Raw genomic sequence first — 25,522 nt, 5'->3', positions numbered from 1 at the left:
CCACGGCCGCCCGCCGCCGTGCACGGCGGCGGGCACCCGTCGCGGGAGAATGGGCCCATGACCGCTCCGCTGATCACCGACCTGCCCGATCCGCGCTTCGTGATGAGCGAGGAGGGCTTCCGGATCGCCACCTACACGTGGGGCTGGGACGACGAGAACGCGCCGGTCGTGCTGTGCGTGCACGGCTTCGCGTCGAGCTGTCGTGACAACTGGGTGGCCACGGGCTGGGTCCGTGAGCTGCTGCGTGCGGGCTTCCGGGTGCTCGGAATCGATCAGCGTGGTCACGGGGCCAGCGACAAGCCGCACGAACCGACGGACTACACCATGGACGCGCTCGTCTCCGACGTGCGGGTGGCGCTCGACACGCACCTCATCGACACGGTCCGCTACGCCGGCTACTCGCTGGGCGCCCGTGTCGGCTGGCACGCGGCCGTGGCGATGCCCGATCGCATCGAGCGCGCGGTTCTCGGGGGCATCCCCGACGGCCGTCCGCTCGGGCGGCTCGACCTCGCGCAGGCGCGTGCCTTCGCCGAGCACGGCACCGAGGTGACCGATCCGGTCACGCGCAACTACGTCACGCTCGCCGAGCGCGTGGCGGGCAACGACCTGCGCGCGCTGGTCGCGCTCGCCGGCGGCATGCGGTTCGGGGACGCCGACCCCGACCTCGGTGATCCGCCGCCGCAGCCCATCCTCTTCGCGACGGGATCGGAGGACGCGATTCTGGAGGACTCCAAGCGTCTCGCCGCGGCGGTGCCGCGCGGGCGCTTCCTCGAGGTGCCCGGCCGCCATCATTTCAACGCGCCGGGATCGCGGGATTTCCGCGGCGCCGGCGTCGCGTTCCTCGCCGAGGCGTGAGCGCGGCGAGGAACGCGCTCAGCCGAGCGGGATCGTCCCGACGAGCACGCCCACGACGAGCATCACGAGCGAGACGAGCAGCGCCCGCCACAGCACCTTGCGGTGGTGATCGCCGAGGTTGACGTTCGCGAGCGAGACGAGCAGCAGGATCGCCGGAACGAGCGGGCTCTGCAGGTGCACCGGCTGGCCGACGATCGACGCGCGTGCCATCTCCACGGGCGCGATGCCGTAGGCCGCGGCGCTCTCGGCGAGCACGGGCAGGATGCCGTAGTAGAACGCGTCGTTCGACATGAAGAACGTCATCGGGATCGACAGCAGCCCGGTGATGACGGCGAAGAAGGGGCCGAGCGAGGCAGGCACCACGTCGACCACCCAGTCGGCCATCGCCGTGACCATTCCCGTGCCGTCCAGCACGCCCACGAGCACGCCCGCGGCCAGGACCATCGACACGACGCCGACGATGCTCGGCGCGTGCGCCACGATGGCGTGGGTCTGATCCTTCAGGCGCGGGAAGTTGATGAGCATCGCGACACCGGTGCCGATCATGAACACGTATGGCAGCGGCAGCACGTCGATGACGAGCAGCACCATCACCGCCAGCGTGAGGGCGAGGTTGACCCAGATGAGGCGGGGGCGGAGGGTCGCGCGGTTCGGATTGAGCACCGTGTCGGCCATGGCCGCGTCGCGCTCGTCCTCGGCCACCCGCACGGGGGAGGTGGCGCCGGCGCCCTTGACGGTGACGACGTTGCGCGTGGCGAGCGCGGCGCGCGCCCCCGGGAGGGCGCCCACACCCTCGACAGCCCGCGGGAAGCGCAGTCCCGGGCGGGCGCCCGCACCGCCGTCTCCGCGCGGCGCGTCGAGATCGATCCGGCCGATGCGACGGCGCTCCGCCAGCCCGAGGAACCACGCCAGTCCGAACGCCACGAGGAGCCCGGCGCCGAGCGAGGGCAGCATCGGTACGAACACGTCGCCCGCGTCGACGCCGAGCGCCGTGGCGGCCCGCACGGTGGGCCCGCCCCACGGGACGATGTTCATCGTGCCGTTCACGAGACCGGCCACACACGTGAGCACCACGGGGCTCATGCCCAGGCGCAGGTAGACGGGCAGCAGGGCCGAGGTGGTGATGATGAACGTCGTCGACCCGTCGCCGTCGAGCGACACCGCCCCCGCCAGCAGGGCCGTGCCCAGCACGACCTTCGCGGGATCGTCGCCGACGAGCCGGGTGATCAGCCGGATGAGCGGATCGAACAGCCCCACGTCGATCATGAGGCCGAAGTACATGATCGCGAACATCAGCAGCGCCGCCGTCGGCGCCATGTCGGCGATCGCATCGAGCACCATGTCGCCCATGCCGAGCCCCGCGCCGGCGAACAGGCCGAAGATGGTGGGCACGAGGATGAGCGCGACCATGGGCGTGAGCCGCTTGGTCATGATCAGGGCCATGAACGTGAGGATCATGGCGAATCCGAGTACGACGAGCATCTGACGTCCTTGTCTTCGCGATGGGGGACCTTCCCCGCAGGAACGCTAAGAGCCCGCGCCCCCGCGGGAGGCAATAGCGCGCATTGCGACACTTCTGCGCGTTATGCGCACATGCTGCGAGGGCGCATACTGGCCGGTATGCGGTTCGCGACCCGGGTGCTTCTGATGCAGCTCGGGGCGGCGGTCGCGATCGTGGTCGTGTGCCTCGCGGCCTTCGTCGCCTTCGCCGTGGGTCAGTTGCGTGCCGAGGCCGAGTCGACGGCGCTGGGGATCGCCCGCTCCGTCGCGAGCGACGACGAGGTGACCGCGGCGGTGCTCCGCTACGCCCACGGTGCTCCCCTCGACGCGGGCGAGCTCGCCTCCGGTCCGCTGCAGCGGCAGGCCGCCGAGATCGCAGCGCGCACGGGTGCCCTCTTCGTCGTGATCGCCAACGACGCCGGCATGCGCCTCGCGCACCCGGAGCCGGGCGAGCTCGGCCGCGAGTTGAGCACCGACTATGCCGCCGTGCTGCGCGGCGAGGAGACGGTGCAATGGCAGCAGGGCACGCTCGGCGAATCGGCCCGCGCCAAGGTGCCCATCGTCGACGAGACCTCGGGCGCGGTCGTCGGCCTCGTGAGCGTGGGCTTCGCCCGCTCCCGCGTGTACGACGACGTGCCGTCCGTGCTCCTGGTCGTCGGCGGGGTGGCAGCCGTCGCGGCGGCAACGGCCGTCGCCGTCGCGCTGCTCATCCGTCGCCGTCTCGAGACGATGACCCGCGGCGTGCAGCCGGACGAACTGGACGCGCTGCTGCAGAGCCGCGCGGCCGTGCTCGACGGGGTGCACGACGGCGTGGTGGCGGTGTCGCCGGACGGCATCGTGCGCGCCTGCAACCCGGCGGCCGTGCGCACGTTCGGGGGCTCGGATCGCACCGGCCGTCCCGTCGCCGACGCCGAACTGCCACGCCGGCTCGTGCGTGCGATCGAGCGCGTGCTCGCGGGGGAGGACCGCGTGGAGGGCGAGCTGGTGCGCGCAGACCGCGTGGCGTACTTCGACGTGCGCCGCGCCACGAACGACGGGGACGACCTGGGAGCCGTGGCCGTGCTGCGCGACCGCACGGACGTGCTCGCGCTGGTCGGCCGGCTGGAGGCGGTGCGTTCGGCCACCAACGCCTTGCGGGTGCAGCGCCACGAGTTCGCCAACCGCATGCACGTCGCCGCGGGCATGCTCGCAGCCGGCCGCGGCGTGGAGGCAGAACGCATGATCGCGGAGTTCGCCCATCGCGGCGCCATCCCCGAGGAGTCGGAGCTCGGGCTCACCGAACCGTTCCTGGCCTCCTTCCTGACTGCCAAGGCGACGGAAGCGCGCGAGCGCGGCGTCGAGCTGCGCCTCTCAGACGACACGCTGCTGCTGGGTGTGGTGGCCGAAGCCGAGGACGTCGCGGCGGTGCTGGGCAACCTCGTCGACAACGCCGTCGCGGCCGCCGTGGCGGGGGAGGAGCCGCGCTGGGTGTCGGTCTCTCTCCTCGACGACGCCGACACGCTGGCGATCACCGTGACCGACTCCGGGCGTGGCGTCGACGATCCCGAGCGCGTGTTCGAGAACGCGCGGCGTCGTGAGGACGACGCGCCCGCCGACGCGATCCACGGTCGGGGGATCGGGTTGCCGCTGGCCCGTCGCTTCGCCCGACGCCGCGGCGGCGCGGTGTGGCTGGTGGAGCCGAGGGGTGAGGGGCATGGCGCGGTCTTCGCCGCCCGGTTACCGGGTGCCATGGCGGCGCGAAGCGGAGCGGGGGCAGCAGGATGACGGACGGCGCCACGCGCGTGCTGATCGTGGACGACGACTTCCGCGTGAGCGGCATTCATCGAGAGCTCGTCGATGCGCATCCCGGCTATCGCGCGCTGCCGCCGGCGAGGGACGCGGCCACGGCACGGCGGGTCATCGCCGAGGCGGCACCGCAGCTGCTGCTGATCGACGTATACCTTCCGGATGGTGACGGCATCGAGCTGGGACGCGAGGCGGGCATCGACCGGTTCATCCTCAGCGCGGCGAACGACGCGGCCACGGTGCGACGGGCGATCGCCTCGGGCGCGCTCCAGTTCATCGTGAAGCCCTTCCCGCCCAGCGCGCTGCACGACCGGCTCAGCGCCCACGCGCGTTTCCGCAACCTGCTCGCGCGGGACGACGCGACGCTGGCTCAGGCCGACATCGACCGCGCGCTCGCGGCCGCGCGGGGCGGCGGGGAGTCGGTCTCGGCGCGGGACGAGACCCGGAGGCTGCTGCTCGCGGCGCTGTCCGGCGGCGAGGCGTCCGCGGCCGAGGCGGCGGAGCGGGCCGGCGTCTCGCGCGCCACGGCCCAGCGCCACCTGGCGGCTCTCGCCTCGCAGGGGGCCGTGGCCGTCTCGCTTCGGTACGGCAGTGCCGGTCGCCCCGAGCACCGCTATCGGGCGACCTGACAAGGCGCCCGCCCGACGAGCCCATCGGGACCTCGTGTCCCCCGAACGACCGGTTGTCCCGGCCGCGAACCCTTCCTAACGTGGGCCGCATGGGCCTGTTCATCTATGACAACGTCGACCCGCCGATCCACATCGAGGACCGCACGCTCTGGCACCTCAAGACGGTGATCCTCACCAAGCTGCGCCGCGGCGAGAGCTTCAGCGTGTCGTGGGTGCACCCCGACGACGAGGGCTACACGACCGTCTGGCTGCACCCGACGATCCCTCTGCGCTTCGTGTTCGACAGCGCAAAGCAGCCGGAGCTGAACCGCCAGTGGCTGATGGAGCTCAACGGCTCGACCGTGGAGCACGGCGGCATCGTGCTCACGCCGGAGCAGCTGCTGCCCGTGGACTGATCTCGGGCGTCAGTCGATGCCGAGCTCGCGGCGCAACCGTGCGACGTGGCCGGTGGCCTTGACGTTGTACATCGCCGTGCGGACGATGCCGTCCTCGTCGAGGACGAACGTGGATCGGATGACCCCCATGAAGACCTTGCCGTAGTTCTTCTTCTCGCCCCATGTGCCGTATGCCTCGTGCACGGCCGTGTCCGCGTCGCTCAGCAGCGGGAAGGTCAGACCGTCGCGCTCGGCGAACTGCTTCAGCTTCGCCGGCTCGTCGGGCGAGACGCCCAGCACGGTGTAGCCCGCCCCGGCCAGCGACGCGATGGAGTCGCGGAAGTCGCATGCCTGCGTGGTGCATCCCGGGGTCATCGCCGCGGGGTAGAAGTACAGCACCACCTTCTGTCCCCGCAGGTCGCGCAGCGAGACGGGCGAGCCGTCCTGGTCGGGAAGCGTGAAGTCGGGGGCGGGGGTTCCGGGTTCGAGGCGCGTGGTCATCGCCCCCAGCCTAATCGGCGCCCGCGATCACCAGTCCTGCTTGTCCTTGAAGGTCGCCAGCAGCCGCTGCAGCGAGTCGACGCGGCCCGCGGGCAGGCTGCCGGCCGTGACCGCCTCGTTGAGCGCGCAGTCGGGCGCGTCGGGCAGGTGAGTGCAGCCGCGCGGGCAGTCCTCGGCGACGGCGAGCAGGTCGGGGTAGGCCCGGAGGATGTTCTCGGGGTCGACGTGCCCGAGGCCGAAGGAGCGCACGCCGGGCGTGTCGATGACCCAGCCCGAACCGCCCTCGCCCTCGTACCGGAGCGATACCGTCGACGACGACGTGTGCCGTCCACGTCCCGTCACCTCGTTCACGTGACCGGTCGCTCGACCCGCCGAGGGCACGAGGGCGTTGACGAGCGTCGACTTGCCCACACCGGAGTGGCCGACGAAAACGGTGGTGTGCCCGACGAGCGCCTCTCCGATCTCCGCAAGCGGCGCGACGTCGCGCGACGAGCGGAACACGCGCAGCTCCTCGAGCCCCGCGAAGTGCTCGAGGAACGGGTCCGGATCAGCCAGGTCGGTCTTGGTGACGACCATGAGCGGGCGGATGCCCGCGTCGAGGGCCGCGACGAGGTACCGGTCCACGAGGCGCGGGCGGGGTTCGGGATCGGCCGCGGCGACCACGACGAGCATCTGATCGGCGTTGGCCACGATGACCCGCTCGACCTGATCCGTGTCGTCGGCGCTGCGACGCAGCAGCGAGGTGCGCTCCTCGATGCCGACGATCCGCCCGAGCGTGCCCTCGTGACCGGAGGTGTCGCCCACCACACGCGCGCGATCGCCCGTGACGATCGGCGTCTTGCGCAGCTCGCGTGCGCGGACCGCGCTCACCTCGCGCTCGCCGGGCAGTCCCTCGTCCACGAGCACGGTGTAGCGGCCGCGATCGACGCCCAGCACGCGCGCCACGGTGGCGTCTTCGTGTGCGGGGCGGCGCTTGGTACGGGGACGGTTCGCCTTGGGATTGGGGCGCACGCGCACGTCGGTCTCGTCGAACTCGGGCTCCTCGTCGACATCGACGTCGTCCAGCCAGCTCACCGCCGCGTGCCTCCCGAGAGCAGCCGGTCCCACAGGTCCACGAACTGGGGCAGCGTCTTCGCCGTGGTGACGATGTCGTCGACGACGACGCCCGGCACCGCGAGCCCGACGAGCGCGCCGGTCGTCGCGATCCGGTGGTCATGGAAGGCCCGCCAGACGCCGCCGCGCAGCGGGCGCGGCTCGATGCGGATGCCGTCGGGCAGCTCCTCGGCGAACCCGCCGAGCGCCTGCACATTCTGCGCCAGCGCGGCGATGCGATCCGTCTCGTGCCCCCGGATGTGGCCGATGCCGCGGAACGTGGAGGGGCCGTCGCCGAACAGCGCGAGCCCGACGAACGTCGGGGTCAGCTCGCTCACCGCCGACAGGTCCACGTCGATGCCGTGGATCCCACGACCGGCCGCGACCGTGAGGGCGCCGCCCCGCCGCGAGACCTTGGCGCCCATGAGCGCGAGCAGCTCGCTGAGCCGGGCGCCGGGCTGCGTGGAGTGCGGCGGCCAGTCCGTGACGGTCACGCTGCCGCCGGCGAGCATCGCGGCGGCGAGGAAGGGGGCGGCGTTGGACAGGTCGGGCTCGACGTGCACGTCCTTGGCGCGCAGCGGCGCCGGAGGGACGATCCACTCGTTCGCGCTGGGCCGCTCCACCTGCACGCCCCGGCGTGCGAGGGCCTCGATGGTCATCTCGATGTGCGGCAGGCTCGGCAGGCGCGCGCCCGTGTGCCGCAGGTGCAGTCCGACGTCGAAGCGCGGCGCGGCCAACAGCATCCCCGAGACGAACTGGCTCGATGCGGAGGCGTCGATCGCCACCTCGCCGCCGCGAACGTGCCCGCGACCGTGCACCCGGAACGGCAGCGACCAGCGGCCGTCGTCCTCCACGTCGACGCCGAGGTCGCGCAGCCCGCGGATCATCTCGCCCATCGGGCGGTGCAGGGCGCTCTCGTGGGCGGTCAGCAGCACCTCGCCGTCGGCGAGCCCCGCGAGCGGCGCCACGAACCGCATCACGGTGCCGGCCTGACCGCAGTCGACCGTGCCGCCCTTGAGGGCGCCGGGGGTGACGATGAAGTCTGGCCCGTACTCGCTGTCGCCGTCGACGCGCTCGACGCCGGCGCCGAGCGCCGCGAGGGCCTCCACCATGCGGGCGGAGTCGTCCGAGTGCAGCGGAGCGACGATGCGGCTCGGTCCCTCCGCGATCGCCGCGAGCACGAGCTCCCTGTTTGTGATCGACTTCGACCCCGGGATCGTCAGCGTCGCGCTCAGCTCCCCGTCCGCGGTGGGCGCGGCATACTCTCCGCGCCTCGCGGCGAGGCCCGGATCGGCGGGGGAATACCAGTCCGCACTCATCGGTTTCCACCTTAGGACACGCCGAGCCGAAGGACCCGTCCCGCCAGGCCGGGTCTCGGCAACGGACAGGAGAGGAACGGATGACGATCGCGCTCGATGCTCCGCGCATCCAGCTCGGGGGAAACCTGAAACTGCGGAGCCTAGACTGGCCCGCAATGGACGATCAGGATGCCACCGCCCCCGACGCCGCCGCGTCGGAGGACCCGCGCGCGCAGTTCGAGGAGCAGGCTCTCCCCTTCATGGACCAGCTCTACGGTGCCGCCATGCGCATGACGCGCAACCCCGCCGACGCGGCCGACCTCGTGCAGGAGACCTTCGTGAAGGCCTTCGCCTCGTGGTCGTCGTTCACGCAGGGCACGAACCTGAAGGCCTGGCTGTACCGGATCCTCACCAACACCTACATCAACACGTATCGCAAGAAGCAGCGCGAGCCGTACCAGGGCACGATCGACGAGCTCGAGGACTGGCAGCTCGGCGGTGCCGAGTCCACCACCGCCACGCGTGGCCGCTCGGCCGAAGCCGAGGCCATCGACCGGATGCCCGCGTCGGTGGTGAAGGACGCGCTGCAGTCGATTCCCGACGACTTCCGCATGGCCGTGTACCTTGCGGACGTCGAGGGATTCGCGTATCAGGAGATTGCCGACATCATGAAGACCCCCATCGGCACGGTCATGAGCCGCCTGCACCGCGGCCGGCGGCTGCTGCGTGACCTGCTGCGGGACTATGCGGCCGAACGGGGCATCCAGGCCGCCACGACGGGAGCACCGAAATGACCGATTGCGGCTGCGAGAAGGCGCGAGCCGACCTCGAGGAGTACCTGCGCAACGAGATCTGCAGGACGGAGTACGCCGACATCCGCGAGCACCTCGAGAGTTGCCCGGACTGCCGCGACGAGGCGCACGTGTCGCGCACGCTCACCGAGGCCGTGCAGCGCGCGTGCCGCGAGGCGGCGCCGGAGCAGGTGCGCCTGCAGGTGATCGCGCGGCTGCGCGAGGTCCAGGCCACGCACTGACGGGCCCGGCGGGGCACCGCGTCGGCTGAGGCGCGGTGCCCACCGGGGTCGGTGCAGCCCGAGGCCGGGCCGGTCGCCGTGCGCCCCGGGCCTCAGTCGGACAGCAGCCCCAGCGTCCGCGGCCGCACGACGAGCCACAGCGACGCGATCGCGAGCGCCGAGCACGCGATCATGATCGACGCCATCGTGAGCGGGGTGATCCCCGTCGCCGACGACAGCACGCCGACGATCGGCGAGACGAGACCGGCGACGAGGTTGTTGGACGCGCCCAGCACCGACGCCGCGGTCCCGGCCGCCTCCGGGTGACGGTCCAGCGCCAGCACCTGCGCACACGGGAACGTGAACCCGCAGCCGCTCATGAAGACGAACAGCGGCACGATCAGCCCCCACACGTTCGGCACGAGGCTGGAGGAGATGGGGATCGCGATCGCGGCGATCAGGATGCCGGCGGTGGAGCCGGCGAGCACCCACTGCGGCCCGAAGCGTGCCGCGAGGCGGGCCGCGATCTGGTTGCCCAGCACGAGGCCCACGGAATTCGCCGCGAACACCATGCCGTACTGCACCGCCGTGAGCCCGTAGGACTGCTGGAACAGGAACGACGAGGACGACAGGTACGAGAACAGGCCCGCGAACGTCAGCGCGCCGATCGCCAACACGCCCACGTACACGCGGTCGCTGAAGACGACGCGGTACCGGTGGCGGACCGAGACCGTGTCGGCCGTGATGCGATCGCTCGCGGGGCGGGTCTCCGGCAGGGCGAACAGCGCGCACGCGAGCATGACGGCCCCGTAGCAGGCGAGCACGACGAAGATGCCGCGCCAGGGCATGACGCCCAGCAGCATCGAGCCGATCAGCGGCGCGACCACCGGGGCCACGCCCGTCACGAGCGCGAGACGCGACAGCATGATCACCAGCCGTCGGCCGCTGAACAGGTCGCGCACCATCGCCATGGCCACGACGCTGCCGCCGGCCGCACCGATCCCCATGAACACGCGCGCGACGCCGAGCAGCTCGAGGTTGGGGGCGAGCACCGAACCGATGCTCGCCACGATGTGCAGTCCCGTGGCGATGAGCAGCGGCACCCGGCGGCCGAATCGGTCGCTGAGCGGGCCGATGACGAGCTGGCCGAGCGCGAAGCCCAGCATCGTGCCCGTGAGGGTCAGCTGCACCGCCGCGGCGGTGGCGGAGAAGTCGCGCTCCAGCACGGGGAACGCCGGCAGGTAGAGATCGACCGTGAACGGGCCCAGCGCCGTCAGCGCGCCCAGCAGCAGCACGTAGACGAAGCGGCGCGTGGGCGAGAGCCGGTCGCCCGGGTGGACGTGCGCCGTCTCACCGGCCGCATCCTGCAGCTGAACGGGGATCGAGCGGGTGCCGACCGGGACGGGGATCATTCCCGTCGAGGTGGGGATGAGGCCCGAATCGGTGTGGCGGTGTTCGTGGCGGGCGTCGTCAGGCATCTGACGATTCTCCCACCCGCGGGGGAATCAGTGGTGCGCGGCGGCGGGCGTCTCGCCGCCCTCGGTGAAGGTGGGCCGCCGCCCGAAGGCCTTGCCGAGCAGGAGCACGACGCCGACCACCACGAGCCCGACGATGAGGCCGGCGATCGCCGACACGAGCGTGTCGCCCAGCCACACCACGAGGCCGCCGGCGGGCTCGAGCGCGTGCTCCACGGCGTGCAGCAGGTCGGTCGTCAGCGTCAGGCCCACCGCGCCCAGGTTGGCCAGCACGAGGTGGCCGCCCACCCACAGCATCGCGACGGTTCCGACCACGCTGATGACCCGGAAGACCGCGGGCATCGACAGCACGATCCGCGTGCCGAGGTGACGCACCCGGCGGGTGTCGTCCTTGGCCATCCGCAGCCCGATGTCGTCGATCTTCACCAGCAGCGCGACCGCTCCGTACACGAGACCCGTCATGAGCAGCGCGATCACGGCCAGCGCGCCGAGCGTCATCCAGAATCCCATGGCCGGGTCGAGGTTGGACAGCGAGATGAGCATGATCTCGGTCGACAGGATGAGGTCGGTGCGGATGGCGCCCCACACGAGCTTGTTCTCGTCGCGTGCGCCCTCGTCGACGTGCGCGTGGTGCAGGCCGAACCACTCCAGGACCTTCTCGGCGCCCTCGAAGCACAGATACGTGCCACCGATGATCAGCAGATAGGGAAGCACCCAGGGCGCCCAGGTGGTCAGCGCGAGCGCCACGGGGATGATGATGATGAACTTGTTCGCGATCGAGCCGAGCGCGATCTTCCCGACGACCGGCAGTTCCCGGGCCGGCGTCAGCCCGTGCACGTACTGCGGGGTGACGGCCGCGTCGTCGATGACGACGCCCGCCGCCTTCGAGGACGCCTTCACCGCCGCGCTGAGGATGTCGTCGACGACCGCGAGCAGACCAACTGACATGCGTCCTCCTCCAGGATGTCCCTGACGAATCTAGCGCGTCGGCAGCCCGCCCTACGCTGGGAGGCATGACCTCGATCGATGCGCGGGACGTGCCCGCGGACGAGACCTCGCAGGAGCGGCTCGCGGGACGCGGCCTCGACTACCGGGCGGTGGCGGCGGACGGGGATGACTTCCTGCCGTTCTACCGCGCCGTCTCGCGCGGCTTCCTCGACGGTGAGCCGAACGAGGAGCGGGAGGGCAGCGCGCCGCGGTCGTACGCCGAGCGCGCCGCGCGCATGATCGGCGTCTACGAGCGCGACGCGGCTCCGGGCGCCTGGCCGGTCGGAACCGTGACCTCGTGGGTGTCGCGACTCACCCTGCCGGGGCCGGCGGGGGCGGAGGCGCCGCTGCCGGACATCGACATGTGGGCGATCAGCGGGGTCACCGTCGCTGCGACGCACCGGCGCCGCGGGATCGCGCGGGCCATGCTCGAGGGCGAGCTGCGGTCCGCGGCCGCCGCCGGCCTCGCGGTCGCCGGGCTCACGGTCACCGAGTCGACCATCTACGGCCGCTACGGCTTCGGCATGGCCGTGCCCGTCGAGCGATTGCGGGTGGAGACCAAGCGCGCGGGATGGATCGGCCCGGACGCCGACGTGCGACTGGAGTTCGTGGAGCGGGCGCGCCTGGCCGAGACGATCGGCGAGCTCCACGAGCGGGTGCGGCGCCACCGCGCCGGCAACGTGTCGGGCTTCTCGCTGAGGTGGGCGCGGATCGCCGGCACCGACCCGGGCAACGACGCCGGCACCCGCACGCGCGGCGTCATCGCGCGCGACGCGGCCGGAGCGGTCCGAGGCGCCCTCGCCTTCACCATCTCGGACGGCGACGACCACACCAAGCACAGCCTCGCGATCCATCACCTCGTGGCCGAGACGCCCGAGGTCAGGGCGGCGCTGTGGCGCTTCGCGCTCGAGTACGACCTCGTCGGCACCGTGACGGCCGATCTGCAGCCCGTGGACGACCCCCTGCCGTGGCTCGTGGCCGACCCGCGCGCGGTCGCCCGCACGGTCTTCGACCACGGATGGCTGCGGATCCTCGACGTGGCACGGGTGCTCACGGCTCGAGGCTACGCGGCCGACGCCGACGTCGTGGTGCGCGTGCGGGACGACCTGGGGATCGCGGACGGCGCCTGGCGCCTGGGGATCGCGGGCGGGGTGGCCGAGGTGACGCCCGCGTCGGGGGAGGCCGGCATCGAGCTGGGGGTCTCGGAGCTCTCGTCGGTCATCGTCGGCGGCGTGCCCCTGAGGGCGCTCGCCGCGGCCGGTCGGGTCACGGGCGAGGCGAACGCGATCGCCGCGCTCGACGTCGCCCTGCGCGCGGACCGGGCGCCGCACCTCAGCCTCTGGTACTGACGCGAAGGCGCCCGGCCTCCCCAGGGGAGCGCCGGGCGCCTTCGCGTGTCGCGGATCAGGCGAGCGCGCGGGCCATGAGGTCGGCGTGCTCCACCGCGTGGACCTTGCTGGAGCCGGTCGCGGGCGATGCCGCCGCGGACCGGCACACGACGCGGATCTCACGGCCGAGGTGCTTGGCCACCTCGAGCGCCATGAAGGGCCACGCGCCCTGGTTCTCGGGCTCTTCCTGCACCCACACCAGCTCGGCGTTGGGGTACTGCGAGAGCACCGACGTCAGTTCCTCGATGGGCGTCGGGTAGAACTGCTCGACGCGGACGAGGGCGATCTGCGGGTTCGGCTTCTTGTCGAGCTCGCCGCGCAGATCCCAGTGGATCTTGCCCGAGTGCAGCAGCACCTTGGTCACGGCCGACTTGTCGGTGCCGCGGTCGTCGTCGAGCACCTTCTCGAAGCGGCCCGAGGTGAAGTCCGCGACCTCGCTCGTGGCGCCGCGCAGACGCAGCATGGCCTTCGGCGTGAACACGACCAGCGGCTTGCGCGGACGGGCGTAGGCCTGGCGGCGCAGCAGGTGGAAGTACGACGCGGGCGTGGAGGGCCGCGCCACGGTCATGTTGTCCTGTGCGCACAGCTGCAGGAAGCGCTCGATGCGCGCCGAGGAGTGGTCGGGACCCTGACCCTCGTAGCCGTGGGGGAGCGCCAGCACCACGCTGGACTGCTGGCCCCACTTCTGGTCCGCCGAGGAGATGAACTCGTCGATGACCGACTGAGCGCCGTTGACGAAGTCGCCGAACTGCGCCTCCCACATCACGAGGGCGTTCGGGTTCTCCACCGAGTAGCCGTACTCGAAGGCGAGCGCCGCGTACTCGCTCAGCAGCGAGTCGTACACCCAGAAGCGGGCCTGGTTGTCCGACAGGTTCGACAGGGGCAGCCATTCCTTGCCGTTGACGCGGTCGTGGAAGACCGCGTGGCGCTGCGCGAACGTGCCGCGGCGGGAGTCCTGGCCGGCCAGGCGCACCGGGGTGCCCTCGAGCAGCAGCGAGCCGAAGGCGAGCAGCTCGCCGAAGCCCCAGTCGATCTTGCCCTCACGGCTCATCTGCACGCGCTTGTCCAGCAGCTGCTGCAGCTTGCTGTGCACGGTGAAGCCGGCCGGCTTGTTCGCGTGCGCGTCGCCGACCTGCTCGATGACCGCGGCGGCCACGCCGGTCACGTCGGGCTCGCCGACCGTCTCCTCGACGCCGTTGCCCGTGACCACCGGGTTCGACCCGGTCTCGGCGGCGTGTGTCTCGGCGAAGGCCACCTCGAGGCGGTTCTGGAAGTCGGCCTTGGCCTGCTCGTACTCCTCCTCGGTGATGTCACCGCGGCCGACGAGGGCCTCGGTGTACAGGCGGCGCGTGGAGCGCTTGGCCTCGATGAGGTTCGTCATGAGCGGCTGGGTCATCGACGGGTCGTCGCCCTCGTTGTGACCACGACGGCGGTAGCAGACGAGGTCGATCACGATGTCGCGGTGGAACCGCTCGCGGTACTCGAACGCCAGCTCGGCGGCGCGCACCACCGCCTCGGGGTCGTCGCCGTTCACGTGCAGCACGGGGGCCTGGATCGTCTTGGCCGGGTCGGTCGCGTACGTGGACGAGCGCGAGTCGACCGGCAGCGTCGTGAAGCCCACCTGGTTGTTCACCACGACGTGGATCGTGCCGCCGGTGCGGTATCCGCGCAGCTGCGACATCTGCAGCGTCTCCATGACGACGCCCTGGCCCGCGAACGCCGCATCACCGTGGACGAGGATCGGGAGCCAGCTGTAGGTGCCGGGGGCGGAGCGGTCCTGCTTGGCCCGCACGATGCCCTCGAGCACGCCGTCCACGGTCTCGAGGTGCGACGGGTTCGCGGCGAGGTAGACCGGCAGTTCCTCGCCCTTCTCGCCGACGAACGTGCCCCGGGTGCCGAGGTGGTACTTCACGTCACCCGAACCGCGCTTGTTGCCCGGCAGGGCGCCCTCGAACTCCTGGAAGACCTGGCCGTACGTCTTGCCCGCGATGTTGGTGAGCACGTTCAGGCGGCCGCGGTGCGCCATGGCGATCGCGGCGCCCTCGAGCTGCTTCGACGCCGCGCCCGAGAGGATGCGGTCCAGCAGCGGGATGAGCGACTCGCCGCCCTCCAGCGAGAAGCGCTTCTGCCCGACGTACTTCGTCTGCAGGAACGTCTCGAACGCCTCGGCCTCGTTCAGCTTGCGGAGGATGCGGAGCTGATCGTCGTGGTCGGCCTTCGCATAGGGCTTCTCGATACGGTCCTGGAACCAGTCGCGCTGCTCGTGGTCGGAGATGTGCATGTACTCGTAGCCGGTGGTGCGGCAGTACGAGTCGCGCAGCACGCCGAGGATGTCGCGCAGCTTGGCCTGGCGGCGACCGCCGAAGCCGTTGGTGACGAACTCTCGCTCCAGATCCCAGAACGTCAGCCCGTGCGACTCGATCTCAAGATCGTGGTGCTCGCGCTGCCGGTACTCGAGCGGGTCGGTGTCGGCCATGAGGTGGCCGCGCACGCGGTAGGCGTTGATGAGCTCCTGCACGCGGGCGGTCTTGTCGACGCGCTCCGACAGGTCCACCGAGACGTCGGCGTTCCAGCGGATCGGGGCGTACGGGATGCGCAGCGCCGCGAAGATCCCCTCGTAGAACTCGTTCTTGCCGATCAGCAGCTCGTGCACGATCTTGAGGAACTCGCCCGAGCCGGCACCCTGGATGACGCGGTGGTCGTAGGTGCTCGTCAGCGTGATCGTCTTGCCGATCGCGAGCTCGTTGAGCGTCTTGGCGCTGGAGCCGGCGAACTCGGCGGGGTAGTCCAGCGCGCCGGCGCCGATGATGCAGCCCTGGCCCTTCATGAGGCGCGGGACCGAGTGCACCGTGCCGATGCCGCCCGGGTTGGTGAGCGAGACGGTGGTGCCGGCGAAGTCGGCGGCCGTGAGCTTGTTGGCGCGGGCGCGCTTGACGAGATCCTCGTACGCCGCGAGGTACTCGGTGAACGACAGCGACTCGGCGTTCTTGATGCTCGGCACCATGAGGGCTCGCGTGCCGTCGGGCTTGGGGAGGTCGATCGCGATGCCCAGGTTGATGTGGGCGGGCGCGACGACGCTGGGCTTGCCGTCGATCTCGGCGTAGAAGACGTTCTGGCTCGGGAAGATCTTGAGGGCCTGGATCAGCGCCCAGCCGATGATGTGCGTGAAGCTGACCTTGCCGCCCCGCGTGCGTGCCATGTGGTTGTTCATGACGATGCGGTTGTCGATCATCAGCTTCGCCGGGACCGTGCGCACGCTCGTCGCGGTCGGGACGGTCAGCGACTCGTCCATGTTCTTCGCGAGCGTCTTGGTCATGCCCTTGAGGACGGTGACCCGGTCCTCGCTCGGCTCGGCCGACTCGGTCTGCGCCGTCTGCGGCTTCTCGGGCGCCTCGGCGGGGATCGGGGCAGGGGAGGCCGGCTTGCTCGTCGTGCGGGCGACGGGCTGCTGGCCGACCACGGGCACCGGTGCCGTGGGCGGGTTGGAGGGCGCGGGCTGCGCGGCGGGCTCCTGCGCCTTCGTGGTGGCGGGGGCCGCGTCGCCCCCTGCTGCGGAAGCGGCGGAGGCCGCGTAGGCCTCGAGCACCGGCCACCACTCCTTGTCGACCGCGTTCCGGTCCGACTTGAACTGCTGGTAGAGCTCATCGACGAGCCACTGGTTGGCTCCGAACTCCCCCTCGCCAGTACCGACTCCCGTCGTCTGGTTCGTCACGGCTGGATCGCCCACTTTCATCGCTCATCCGTCGATGCGCGGTCCGTCCCGGCGCACCCGGCTCCCCAGCGTAGTCCACTCCGGGGCCGCCGAGGGCCCCCGCGAACCGTCGCGCGGCCGGTTCACAGGCACCCCGCGCGGCGGCCGTTCAGCCGTTCCCCGTATGATTGGGCGCACGATGGACGACCCTCCCAGTAGACACAGGCCCCACCGACCCTTCCTCGCGCTCGCACGCGGAGGCGATCCGGCATGACCGACTGGATCCTGATGGGGGTGGGGCTCCTCCTGACGGTGGGCACCGGCCTCTTCGTGGCCAGCGAGTTCGCGCTCGTGAACCTCGACCGGGCCGATCTCGAGGCCCGGCAGCAGCGCGGTGAGCCGAAGCTCGTCATGACCATCCGCGCGTTGCGGCACACCTCCACGCACCTCTCGAGCGCGCAGCTGGGCATCACGCTCACGACGCTGCTGACGGGCTACACGCTCGAGCCGGCGTTCTCGCGCCTCATGGCGCCGTTGTTCGACGCGTTCGGTGTGCCGCGAGAGGTGAGCGCGCCGATCGCGACGGTCGTGGCGATGGCGATCGCGACGATCCTCTCGATGATCCTCGGCGAGCTCGTGCCGAAGAATTTCGCGCTCGCGCTGCCGCTGGCCACCGCGAAGGTGGTCGCGCCGTTCCAGCTGGCCTTCACCGCCGTGTTCCGGCCGGGCGTGGCGCTGCTCAACGGCAGCGCCAACGCGGTGCTGCGCGGCGTGGGCATCGAGCCGAAGGAGGAGCTGTCGGGCGCGCGCACGGCGGAGGAGCTGTCGAGCCTCGTGCGCCGCTCCGCCACGGCCGGCGTGCTCGAGAAGGACACCGCCAGCCTGCTCGACCGCAGCCTGCGGTTCTCCCGCCTGAGCGCGTCGGACGTGATGACCCCTCGCCCTCGCATGCACGCCGTGGCGGCGTCCGACTCCGCCGAGGATGTCGTCCAGCTCGCCCGGCAGACCGGCCACAGCCGCTTCCCCGTCTTCGGCGAGTCGCTCGACGACATCGTGGGCATCGTGCACCTGAAGGCGGCCGTGGGCGTGCCGCGCCACAAGCGGGCGGAGGTGCCCGCGGGCGCGCTGGCGACCGAGCCGCTGCGCACGCCGGAGACGGTGCATCTGGACGCGCTCATCGCCGAGCTGCGGGCGCGCGGCTACCAGATGGCGGTGGTCGTGGACGAGTACGGCGGGACCGCCGGCGTCGTCACGCTCGAGGACCTCGTGGAGGAGATCGTCGGCGAGGTGGCGGACGAGCACGACCGACGCCTGGCCGGCGTGGTGCGCCACCGCGATTCGCTCACCTTCCCCGGCCAGCTGCGTCCGGACGAGCTGCGCGACCGTGCCGCGGTCGAGGTGCCGGAGGACGACGCCTACGACACCGTGGGCGGCTACATCATGAGCGTGCTCGAGCGCGTGCCCGCCGTGGGCGACAGCGTGCGCATCGAGGACGGCACGTTGACCGTGGAGCGGATGGACGGGCGCCGCGTGGATCGTGTGCGCTTCACGCCCGATCCGCTCCCGGAGGGCGCGGAGATCGAGGGAGGTGACGAGCGATGAGCGACTGGATCGGACTCGTCTGGCTGGTCGTGCTGCTGCTGGCCAACGCCTTCTTCGTCGGCGCCGAGTTCGCCGTCATCTCCGCGCGCCGTTCGCAGATCGAGCCGCTCGCCGAGAAGGGCAACCGCGCGGCGCGCACCGCCCTGTACGCCATGGAGCACGCCACGCTCATGCTTGCGACCTCGCAGCTGGGCATCACGATCTGCTCGCTGCTGATCCTGAACGTCTCCGAGCCGGCGATCCACCACCTCCTGGCCGTGCCGCTCGGTCTCACGGAGCTGCCCGAGGCGGCGGTCGACACGGTGGCGTTCGTCATCGCGCTCGTGTTCGTGTCGTACCTGCACGTGGTGTTCGGCGAGATGGTGGCCAAGAACATCGCGTTCTCGGTGCCCGACCGCGCCGTGCTCGTCCTCGCGACGCCGCTCGTGTGGGTGTCGAAGGTGTTCCACCCTGTGATCTTCGTGCTCAACTGGGTCGCCAACGCGGTGCTGCGCCTGTTCCGCGTGGAGCCGAAGGACGAGGCGAACTCCACCTTCACGCTGGACGAGGTGGCGACGATCGTGAGCCAGTCGCGCCGCGAGGGCGTGCTCGACGACGCCACGGGCACCGTGGCGGCCGTCGTGGAGTTCACCGACAAGGACGCCGTGGATGTGGCGGTGCCGCTGGACCGGATCGTCACGCTCCCCGAGCACACGACGCCCGCCGAGATCGAGGCGGCGGTGGCCAAACACGGCTACTCCCGCTATGTGATCGTCGACGAGTCCGGCGAGCCCGTGGGGTACGTGCACCTCAAGGACATCCTGCGCGCCGCGGAGGGGGAGGACGCCGACCGCGCGGTGAACGCCCCGATCCCGGCCAAGCGCATCCACCACATGGTCCCGGTGCAGGAGACGACCGACCTCGAGGACGCCCTGGCGATCATGCGCCGCGCGGGACGTCACCTGGCCCGCGTGCGCAACGCCACCGGCGAGACGACGGGTGTGCTCTTCCTCGAGGACATCCTCGAGGAGCTGGTGGGCGAGGTCCACGACGCGACGGAGCGCGCCCGGCGCCGCTGACGCGGCCGGGCGCGCCCCGGCGCGACTCAGTGCTTGGGGGCCCGGTACGCGCGCAGGTACTGTGCGGGCCACAGGCCGTCGGGGCGCTCGCCGAGCTCCGCGGCGGCGCGCAGGCCGAAGTGGGGGTCGCGCAGCCACTCGCGCGCGGCCAAGACGACATCCGCCGAGCCCTCGGCCAGCACCTTCTCCGCCTGCTCGCCCGACGTGATGATGCCCACCGCGCCGGTCGGCATGCCGGTGACCTCTCGCACGCGCGCGGCGAACGGCACCTGGTAGCCCGGGCGCACATCGATGCGCTGGTGCGCCACGAGGCCGCCCGAGGAGATGTCGAAGAAGTCGGCGCCCGCCTCCGCGGCCCACCGGGCCACCTGCGCGACGTCGTCGACGACCAGGCCGCCGGGCGCGGAATCCTCGGCCGAGAAGCGCACGAGCACCGGCACCCCGTCACCCACCTCGGCCCGCACCGCGCGCACGACGTCGAGGACGAGACGCGCCCGGTTCTCGAGCGATCCGCCGTGCGCGTCCTCCCGCCCGTTCGACAGGGGCGAGAGGAACTCGTGCAGCAGGTAGCCGTGTGCGGCGTGCACCTCGACGGCGTCGAAGCCGGCCTCCATGGCGCGGCGCGCGGCCGCGGCGAAGGCCGCCACGATCTGCGTGATCCGCTCCGCCGACATCGCCTCGGGCAGGGCGTAGCCCTCGTACGCGATCGCCGAGGGAGCCTCGGCGATCCAGCCGCCGCGATCCAGCGGCACGGAACCGCGGTGCTGCGTGCCGCCGCTCTCCGCGGCGAACGGCCACCACGTCGATCCCTTGCGCCCCGCGTGCGCGAGCTGCACCGCCGCCTTGGCCCCGCGCGCGTGGATGGCCTCGACGACGGGACGCCACGCGTCGCGCTGGGCGTCGTTCCAGATGCCGGCGTCGCGCGGCGAGATGCGCCCCTCGGGCACCACGGCCGTCGCCTCGGCAATCACGAGGCCCGCCCCGCCCGAGGCGAACTGGGCAAGGTGCACGTGGTGCCAGTCGTTCACCACGCCGTCCTCGGCGCTGTACATGCACATGGGGGCAACCCAGAGGCGGTTGCGGAACTCGACGTCGCGAAGCGTGATCGGCGCGAACAGCAGGGACATGGGGATCCTTCCGATGGGGGAGGCGGGTGTCCTCCGGGCGGCACGACGTAATCTGGCGGCATGCCAGGGGGATACGCCAGGCCGAGCGATGAGACCTTCGAGTGGACGGCGGCCGACGCCGCGGCGCACCTGCGGGTGCCAACCGCCGCCGACCACAAGTATTCCCGCGGCGTGGTGCTGCTCGAGACCGGCTCGCCCGCGTATCCGGGCGCGGCGGCGCTCACGGTGGAGGGTGCGTGGCGCGCGGGAGCCGGGATGGTGCGTTGGCGCGGCGACGCCGATGTCGCGCGCCTCGTGCTGCAGCGTCGGCCTGAGACCGTCGTCAACACGGGGGAGCGTTTCGACGCCGCCGTCATCGGATCGGGCGTCTCGGCCCGCGACCGCGAGGACGAGGTGACCGCCCGCTTTCGCGCGCTGCTGCGCTCCGAGGCGCCGACCGTCGTCGACGCCGGCGGCCTCGACCTCGTCACCGACCTGCGCGGCCCCGTCGTCGTCACGCCCCACGAGCGCGAGCTGGGCGAGGTGCGGATCCCGCTCGGGCTCGGCATCGACGATCTCGACGGCGACCCGCTGCCACGACGCCTGCGCGCGGGATTCGCGGAGAGGCTGCTCGCGGTGCGCGAGACGGCGGTGGCTCTGGGCGGCGCCGTGCTGCTGAAGGGCGCCGAGACGATCGTCGCGACACCGGGCGGATGGTGGACCGTGGTGCGGGCGGGGACGCCGTGGCTCGCGACCGCCGGCACGGGCGACGTGCTCGCCGGCGCGATCGGCGCGGTGATCGCGGGCGCCTGGCAGGCGACGGAGGGCGCCCTCGACGCCGAGGACCTGGGCCCGCTCGCGGCGACCGCCGCCTGGCTGCACGGCATGGCCGGCCGCCTCGCCGCGGGCGCAGACGCCGCCGCGCCCGGACGGCCCGTCACGGCGCTGGACGTGGCGCACCACCTGCCCGACGCCTTCGCGGCGGCGCTCCGTGCGCTCTGACCTCGCCGCCGCCCGCCCCAGGCGCGCAGCGCTGTGGGCGGCGTTCGTCACGGTGCACGCCGTCGTCGCCGTGCTCGGCTGGTTGCTGCCCAATCAGCCGATGGGCGATGTCCACCTCGTCTACGAGCCGTGGTCGGAAGCGGCGCTCCAGGGCGACCGGATCGTGGGCGTCACGGAGCCGTGGGTGTACCCCATCCTCGCGCTTGCGCCGATGCTGGCCACCCAGGCGCTGGGTTTCCTCGGCCCCTACGAGGTGGGATGGGCCCTTCTCGTCACGGCATGCGATGCGCTCGCGTTCGCGCTGCTCGTGGGCGGCGGCCGCTCGCGCGGGCGCGTGGCGGCCGCGTGGTTCTGGCTGGCGTTCGCCCTGGCGCTCGGTCCCGTCGGCATGTACCGGCTCGACGCCGTCACCGCGCCGCTCGGGGTGGCCGGGGTGCTGTGGCTCGCCGGCCGGCCCGCGGTCGCCGGCGCGCTTCTGGCGGCCGCGACCTGGATCAAGGTGTGGCCGGCGGCGCTGCTGGCCGTGTCCGTCGCCGCGCTCTGGGGCCCGGCTCGTGCCCGCGCCACCGGCCTCGCGGTCGGGGCGGCCGTGCTCAGCGCCGTGGTGATCGGGGTCGTGGCCCTCGCCGGGGGGCTGCCGCACCTGCTGGGCTTCGTCGCGACGCAGCAGGGGCGCGGCCTGCAGATCGAGGCGCCGGCCGCCACGCCGTTCGTGTGGGGTGCCGTGGCCGGCCGGGAGGGCTGGTTCCTCTTCTACGACCGGGCGATTCTCACCTTCCAGGTGGCGGGCCCGGGCGCCGACGTGGTCGCCGCGGCGACGACCCCGGCCCTCGCGCTCGCCGCCATCGCGATCGCCGCCCTCGCGGCCGCGAAGACCTCGCGCGGCGCCGCGGTCTCCCGGGTGCTGCCGCCGGCCGCGCTCGCCCTCGTGCTCGCCCTCATCGTCGCCAACCGCGTGGGCTCCCCGCAGTTCCACGCGTGGCTCATCGCGCCGCTCGTGCTGTGGCTCGTGTGGGACCGGCGACGCGCGTGGCCGCTGGCGGGCCTCGCGCTGGTGTGCGCGGGTCTGACCCAGCTCGTCTACCCGATCGCGTACTGGTCGCTCCTGCGTGCCGAGCCGCTCGGCGCGGCCCTGTTGACGGCGCGCAACCTCGCCCTCGTGGCACTGCTGGCGTGGAGCGTCGTGCGTCTCGTGCGGGTCCCGTCGGCACACGCGCGCGCGCTCGCCGCCTCCGACACCCGCGCCGAGCGGGCCTGAGCGCGCCGGCCGGCGCGCCGCGCGGGGAGGGCTGTCACGCCCGGGCTGGATCGCGCGCCGTCCGAGCCATAGCCTCGGAGCATGCTCATCGCGTTCTCCGTCGCCCCGAGCGGCGCGCCCGCCGGCGCCCCCGCGAACCCGGACGGCTCCGTGCACGACGCCGTCGCCGCCGCCGTCCGCGTCGTGCGCGAATCGGGCCTGCCGCACCGCACCACCTCGATGTTCACCGAGGTGGAGGGGGAGTGGGACGAGGTGATGGACGTCGTGCGCCGAGCCACCGAGGCCGTCATGCCGTTCGGGTCCCGCGTGTCGCTCGTCCTCAAGGCCGACATCCGCCCGGGTCGCACGAGCGAGATCGACGGCAAGATCGAGCGCCTCGAGCGCGCCCTCGGCCAGGAGTGAGCGCGGGTCGCGAGACGCGGCCCTAGACTCGTGTGGTGACCTCCTCGACCCCCGTGTCGAGGGGTGCGGCGACGTTGGCGCTCCTCTCGCTCGCCATCGGCGCCTTCGGCATCGGCATGACCGAGTTCGTCTCGATGGGCCTGTTGCCCGGCATCGCGGACGACCTGCTTCCGGCGCTCTACGCCACGCGCACGGAGGACGCCATCGCGCGCGCCGGCCTGCTCATCAGCCTCTACGCCCTGGGCGTGGTGATCGGCGCGCCGACGATCGCCGGCTTCGCCTCGCGCTTCCCGCGCCGCCGCGTGGTGCTCGCGTTGGTGGCGGCGCTGCTGCTCTTCAACGCCCTCACCGTGGTCGCCCCGACCTTCGAGCTGGTGGCCGTGGCCCGCTTCCTCTCCGGGGTGCCGCACGGGGCGTTCTTCGGCATGGGCGCGCTCGTGGCGAGCGAGCTGCTCGGGCCCGAGCGGCGGGGCCACGCGGTCGCCCTGATGATGACGGGCCTGACCGTGGCGAACGTGGTGGGCGTGCCCGCCGGGACGTTCCTCGGGCAGGCGGTGGGCTGGCGTGCGGCCTATGTCGTCGTCGCGCTCGTCTTCGCGCTCGCGCTCGTCATGTGCGCGCGGTTCCTGCCCGCGCAGGCGGGCGACCCCAACCGGACCTTCCGGCACGAGCTGCGCGTCTTCCTCATCCCTCAGGTGTGGTTCGCGATCGGGATCGGAGCGATCGGCTTCGGCGCGTTCTTCGCCGTCTACAGCTACGTCGCCACGCTCGTGACCGAGGCTGCCGGCGCGCCGGAGTGGCTCGTGCCGTTCGCGCTCATGGCGCTCGGCCTCGGCATGGTCGTCGGCAATCTCTTCGGAGGGCGTCTGGCCGACATCAGCGTGACCCGCACGCTCGTGGCGGGGCTCGTCGGCATGTCGGCGGCGTCCGTCGTCGTCGCGATCCTGTCGAGCTGGGCCGTCGCGCTCGTCGTGGCCCTTTTCGTCTTCGGGTTCATCGCCCAGCTCATCAACCCCGCCATCCAGCTGCGCCTGTTCGACGTGGCGCACGAGCATCAGGCGCTCGCCGGGGCGCTCAACCACTCCGCGCTGAACATCGGCAACAGCGTGGGTGCCGCCGTGGGCGGCGCCGTCATCGCGGCCGGGCTGGGTTACGTCGCGCCGGCGTGGGCCGGGGCGGTGCTGGCGTGTGCGGGCGCCGCGATCGCGCTGGCCTCGTTCGTCGTCGACCGGCGTTCCGCGCGCGTCGCGGCCTGATCGCCGCCCCTCACTCGTCGAGGAGGCGCCGCAGGTGGTGCCCGACGGCGGCCGTCTCGATGAGGAAGCCGTCGTGGCCGAAGTCGCTCGAGATCACGACCGCCCGATCGCCGTCGAGCGTGCGCGGGATGGCGCGGGCGATCCGGTGCTGCCCCCCGATGGGGAAGAGGCGGTCCGAGTCGATCCCCAGCACGAGCGTGCGGGCGGTGACGCGCGAGAGCGCCTCCTCGACGCCTCCACGCTCGCGGCCCACATCGTGCGAGTCCATCGCCTCGACGAGGCGCACATAGCTGTTGGCGTCGAAGCGGCGCGTGAACCGGTTGCCGTGGAAGTCGAGATACGACTCCACGGCGAAGCGGCCGCCGTGGCCGAGCGGGCTCACGCCCGACTGCCATGATCGCTGGAAGCGCTGATTCAGCTCGGTCGGGCTGCGGTAGTTCAACAGCGCCATGCGCCGCGCCAGGGCGAGGCCACGGTGCGGCCCCTCGCCGTCGGGGGCGTCGTAGTACTCGCCGCCGCGGAAGCGCGGGTCCATCTCGATCGCCTGCAGCTGCACGGAGTTCAGCGCGATCTGGTCGGCGGTGTTCAGCGGGGGTGCCGAGATCACCGCCAGACGCTCCACGCGTTCGGGCAGGGTCGCGGCCCACTCCAGTGCGTGCATCCCGCCCATCGAGCCGCCGATCACGGCCGCCCACACCTCGACGCCGAGCGCGTCGGCGAGCCCCTCCTGCGCCTCGACCTGATCGCGGATCGTCAGGTAGGGGAAGCGCGAGGCCCACGGATCCCCGTCCGGATGCACGCTGGCCGGCCCCGTCGAGCCCTGGCATCCCCCGAGCATGTTCGGCGCCACGACGAACCAGCGGTCCGTGTCGATCGGCTTGCCCGGTCCCACGATGTCGTCCCACCAGCCGGCGGTGGGATGGCCGGGACCGGCGGGCCCCGCCACATGGCTGTCACCGGTGAAGGCGTGCGCGATGAGCACGGCGTTGTCGCGCGCGGGGTTCAGCTCGCCCCACGTCTCGTAGGCGATGCGGAACGACGGCAGCGCGCGCCCGCTCTCGGTGCGCAGCTCGCCGAAACTCGCGAAGCGGCGCTCGCCGACGGGATCGCCCTCGCGCCACGCGCCGGTCGCGGGGGGACGGCCGACCATCGACCGCGCGTCCTGCTCGGTGATGAGCGCGGACGGGACGGTGTCCTCGGAGATCTGCCAGTCCATCCGCTTCATTCTGCCGTGCCGGGGCGTCGCGCCGC

22 protein-coding genes are annotated in these 25,522 nt (G+C 72.2%); 13 read left to right on the top strand and 9 right to left on the bottom strand.

The window, feature by feature from the left end; translation table 11 throughout:
• The first annotated feature begins 57 nt into the window (after positions 1-57).
• Positions 58-855, top strand: coding sequence for an alpha/beta fold hydrolase (locus N8N77_RS04750; protein ID WP_261165046.1), 798 nt, complete (start codon positions 58-60; stop codon positions 853-855).
• Positions 856-873: 18 nt separating this feature from the next.
• On the opposite strand, the gene N8N77_RS04745 is transcribed toward N8N77_RS04750, so the two are convergent.
• Entirely contained in the window at positions 874-2,337 is a 1,464-nt protein-coding gene (locus N8N77_RS04745; protein ID WP_261165045.1) for a CitMHS family transporter, read from the bottom strand.
• A 138-nt stretch (positions 2,338-2,475) separates the two neighbouring features.
• On the opposite strand from N8N77_RS04745, the gene N8N77_RS04740 reads away from it, so the two are divergent.
• The 3 genes from N8N77_RS04740 (at position 2,476) to N8N77_RS04730 (ending at position 5,164) form a co-directional block, all read left to right on the top strand.
• Positions 2,476-4,119, top strand: coding sequence for an ATP-binding protein (locus N8N77_RS04740; RefSeq protein WP_261165044.1), 1,644 nt, complete (start codon positions 2,476-2,478; stop codon positions 4,117-4,119).
• Positions 4,116-4,769: a response regulator gene (locus N8N77_RS04735; RefSeq protein WP_261165042.1), complete on the top strand. Its 654-nt coding sequence runs from the start codon at positions 4,116-4,118 to the stop codon at positions 4,767-4,769. Before N8N77_RS04740 ends, N8N77_RS04735 begins: the two co-directional genes overlap by 4 nt.
• Positions 4,770-4,858: 89 nt before the next feature.
• Complete coding sequence (locus N8N77_RS04730; protein WP_261165040.1) at positions 4,859-5,164, top strand: hypothetical protein; 306 nt, start codon at positions 4,859-4,861, stop codon at positions 5,162-5,164.
• A gap of 9 nt (positions 5,165-5,173) precedes the next feature.
• On the opposite strand, the gene bcp is transcribed toward N8N77_RS04730, so the two are convergent.
• Genes bcp through aroA form a run of 3 tightly spaced genes read right to left on the bottom strand, consistent with a single transcriptional unit; the run spans position 5,174 to position 8,055 of the window.
• Positions 5,174-5,644, bottom strand: a complete 471-nt coding sequence (bcp, locus tag N8N77_RS04725; RefSeq protein ID WP_261165038.1) for a thioredoxin-dependent thiol peroxidase — start codon at positions 5,642-5,644, stop codon at positions 5,174-5,176.
• Between the two features lie 27 nt (positions 5,645-5,671).
• Positions 5,672-6,718 carry a ribosome small subunit-dependent GTPase A gene (rsgA, locus tag N8N77_RS04720; RefSeq protein ID WP_261165037.1) on the bottom strand — a complete coding sequence of 349 codons (1,047 nt, stop codon included), beginning with the start codon at positions 6,716-6,718 and terminating at the stop codon, positions 5,672-5,674.
• Entirely contained in the window at positions 6,715-8,055 is a 1,341-nt protein-coding gene (gene aroA, locus N8N77_RS04715) for a 3-phosphoshikimate 1-carboxyvinyltransferase (RefSeq protein WP_261165036.1), read from the bottom strand. The genes rsgA and aroA overlap by 4 nt, the downstream gene beginning before the upstream one ends.
• 80 nt (positions 8,056-8,135) lie before the next feature.
• Here aroA and N8N77_RS04710 point away from each other — a divergent pair, with 80 nt between their 5' ends.
• The gene (locus N8N77_RS04710) at positions 8,136-8,828 is read left to right on the top strand and encodes a sigma-70 family RNA polymerase sigma factor (RefSeq protein ID WP_396652780.1); all 693 of its coding nucleotides are present in this window, start codon (positions 8,136-8,138) and stop codon (positions 8,826-8,828) included.
• Positions 8,825-9,067: an anti-sigma factor gene (locus tag N8N77_RS04705; protein ID WP_261165032.1), complete on the top strand. Its 243-nt coding sequence runs from the start codon at positions 8,825-8,827 to the stop codon at positions 9,065-9,067. Before N8N77_RS04710 ends, N8N77_RS04705 begins: the two co-directional genes overlap by 4 nt.
• A 92-nt stretch (positions 9,068-9,159) precedes the next feature.
• Here the strand turns inward: N8N77_RS04705 and N8N77_RS04700 are convergent, their stop codons facing one another.
• Both N8N77_RS04700 and N8N77_RS04695 read right to left on the bottom strand, forming a co-directional pair.
• Positions 9,160-10,524, bottom strand: a complete 1,365-nt coding sequence (locus N8N77_RS04700; RefSeq protein ID WP_261165031.1) for a multidrug effflux MFS transporter — start codon at positions 10,522-10,524, stop codon at positions 9,160-9,162.
• A gap of 27 nt (positions 10,525-10,551) precedes the next feature.
• Positions 10,552-11,469 carry a DUF808 domain-containing protein gene (locus N8N77_RS04695; RefSeq protein WP_261165030.1) on the bottom strand — a complete coding sequence of 306 codons (918 nt, stop codon included), beginning with the start codon at positions 11,467-11,469 and terminating at the stop codon, positions 10,552-10,554.
• A 65-nt stretch (positions 11,470-11,534) separates the two neighbouring features.
• On the opposite strand from N8N77_RS04695, the gene N8N77_RS04690 reads away from it, so the two are divergent.
• A complete protein-coding gene (locus tag N8N77_RS04690) occupies positions 11,535-12,857 on the top strand; it encodes a GNAT family N-acetyltransferase (protein WP_261165029.1) in 1,323 nt (440 codons plus the stop codon).
• A gap of 55 nt (positions 12,858-12,912) precedes the next feature.
• Here N8N77_RS04690 and N8N77_RS04685 read toward each other — a convergent pair whose 3' ends face one another.
• Positions 12,913-16,608: a multifunctional oxoglutarate decarboxylase/oxoglutarate dehydrogenase thiamine pyrophosphate-binding subunit/dihydrolipoyllysine-residue succinyltransferase subunit gene (locus N8N77_RS04685; RefSeq protein WP_261165028.1), complete on the bottom strand. Its 3,696-nt coding sequence runs from the start codon at positions 16,606-16,608 to the stop codon at positions 12,913-12,915.
• A gap of 249 nt (positions 16,609-16,857) precedes the next feature.
• Here N8N77_RS04685 and N8N77_RS04680 point away from each other — a divergent pair, with 249 nt between their 5' ends.
• Together N8N77_RS04680 and N8N77_RS04675 are read left to right on the top strand one after the other, a co-directional pair.
• Positions 16,858-18,189, top strand: coding sequence for a hemolysin family protein (locus tag N8N77_RS04680; RefSeq protein WP_261165027.1), 1,332 nt, complete (start codon positions 16,858-16,860; stop codon positions 18,187-18,189).
• The gene (locus N8N77_RS04675; protein WP_261165026.1) at positions 18,186-19,247 is read left to right on the top strand and encodes a hemolysin family protein; all 1,062 of its coding nucleotides are present in this window, start codon (positions 18,186-18,188) and stop codon (positions 19,245-19,247) included. Before N8N77_RS04680 ends, N8N77_RS04675 begins: the two co-directional genes overlap by 4 nt.
• 26 nt (positions 19,248-19,273) lie before the next feature.
• Here N8N77_RS04675 and N8N77_RS04670 read toward each other — a convergent pair whose 3' ends face one another.
• The gene (locus N8N77_RS04670) at positions 19,274-20,374 is read right to left on the bottom strand and encodes an NADH:flavin oxidoreductase/NADH oxidase (RefSeq protein ID WP_261165025.1); all 1,101 of its coding nucleotides are present in this window, start codon (positions 20,372-20,374) and stop codon (positions 19,274-19,276) included.
• A gap of 60 nt (positions 20,375-20,434) precedes the next feature.
• Here N8N77_RS04670 and N8N77_RS04665 point away from each other — a divergent pair, with 60 nt between their 5' ends.
• The 4 genes from N8N77_RS04665 (at position 20,435) to N8N77_RS04650 (ending at position 24,271) form a co-directional block, all read left to right on the top strand.
• Positions 20,435-21,355, top strand: coding sequence for an ADP/ATP-dependent (S)-NAD(P)H-hydrate dehydratase (locus tag N8N77_RS04665; RefSeq protein ID WP_261165024.1), 921 nt, complete (start codon positions 20,435-20,437; stop codon positions 21,353-21,355).
• Positions 21,345-22,613: a hypothetical protein gene (locus N8N77_RS04660; RefSeq protein ID WP_261165023.1), complete on the top strand. Its 1,269-nt coding sequence runs from the start codon at positions 21,345-21,347 to the stop codon at positions 22,611-22,613. Before N8N77_RS04665 ends, N8N77_RS04660 begins: the two co-directional genes overlap by 11 nt.
• Positions 22,614-22,694: 81 nt before the next feature.
• Entirely contained in the window at positions 22,695-23,015 is a 321-nt protein-coding gene (locus tag N8N77_RS04655) for a thiamine-binding protein (protein ID WP_261165022.1), read from the top strand.
• Between the two features lie 35 nt (positions 23,016-23,050).
• A complete protein-coding gene (locus N8N77_RS04650; protein WP_261165021.1) occupies positions 23,051-24,271 on the top strand; it encodes an MFS transporter in 1,221 nt (406 codons plus the stop codon).
• A 10-nt stretch (positions 24,272-24,281) separates the two neighbouring features.
• Here N8N77_RS04650 and N8N77_RS04645 read toward each other — a convergent pair whose 3' ends face one another.
• Entirely contained in the window at positions 24,282-25,487 is a 1,206-nt protein-coding gene (locus tag N8N77_RS04645; protein ID WP_261165019.1) for a homoserine O-acetyltransferase, read from the bottom strand.
• Positions 25,488-25,522 lie beyond the last annotated feature (35 nt).

It is taken from the genome of Microbacterium sp. Marseille-Q6965 (assembly GCF_946151065.1).
Taxonomy (GTDB): domain Bacteria; phylum Actinomycetota; class Actinomycetes; order Actinomycetales; family Microbacteriaceae; genus Microbacterium.
Note: the sequence above shows the minus strand (reverse complement) of the source record. Positions and strands in the feature narration are given on the sequence as shown.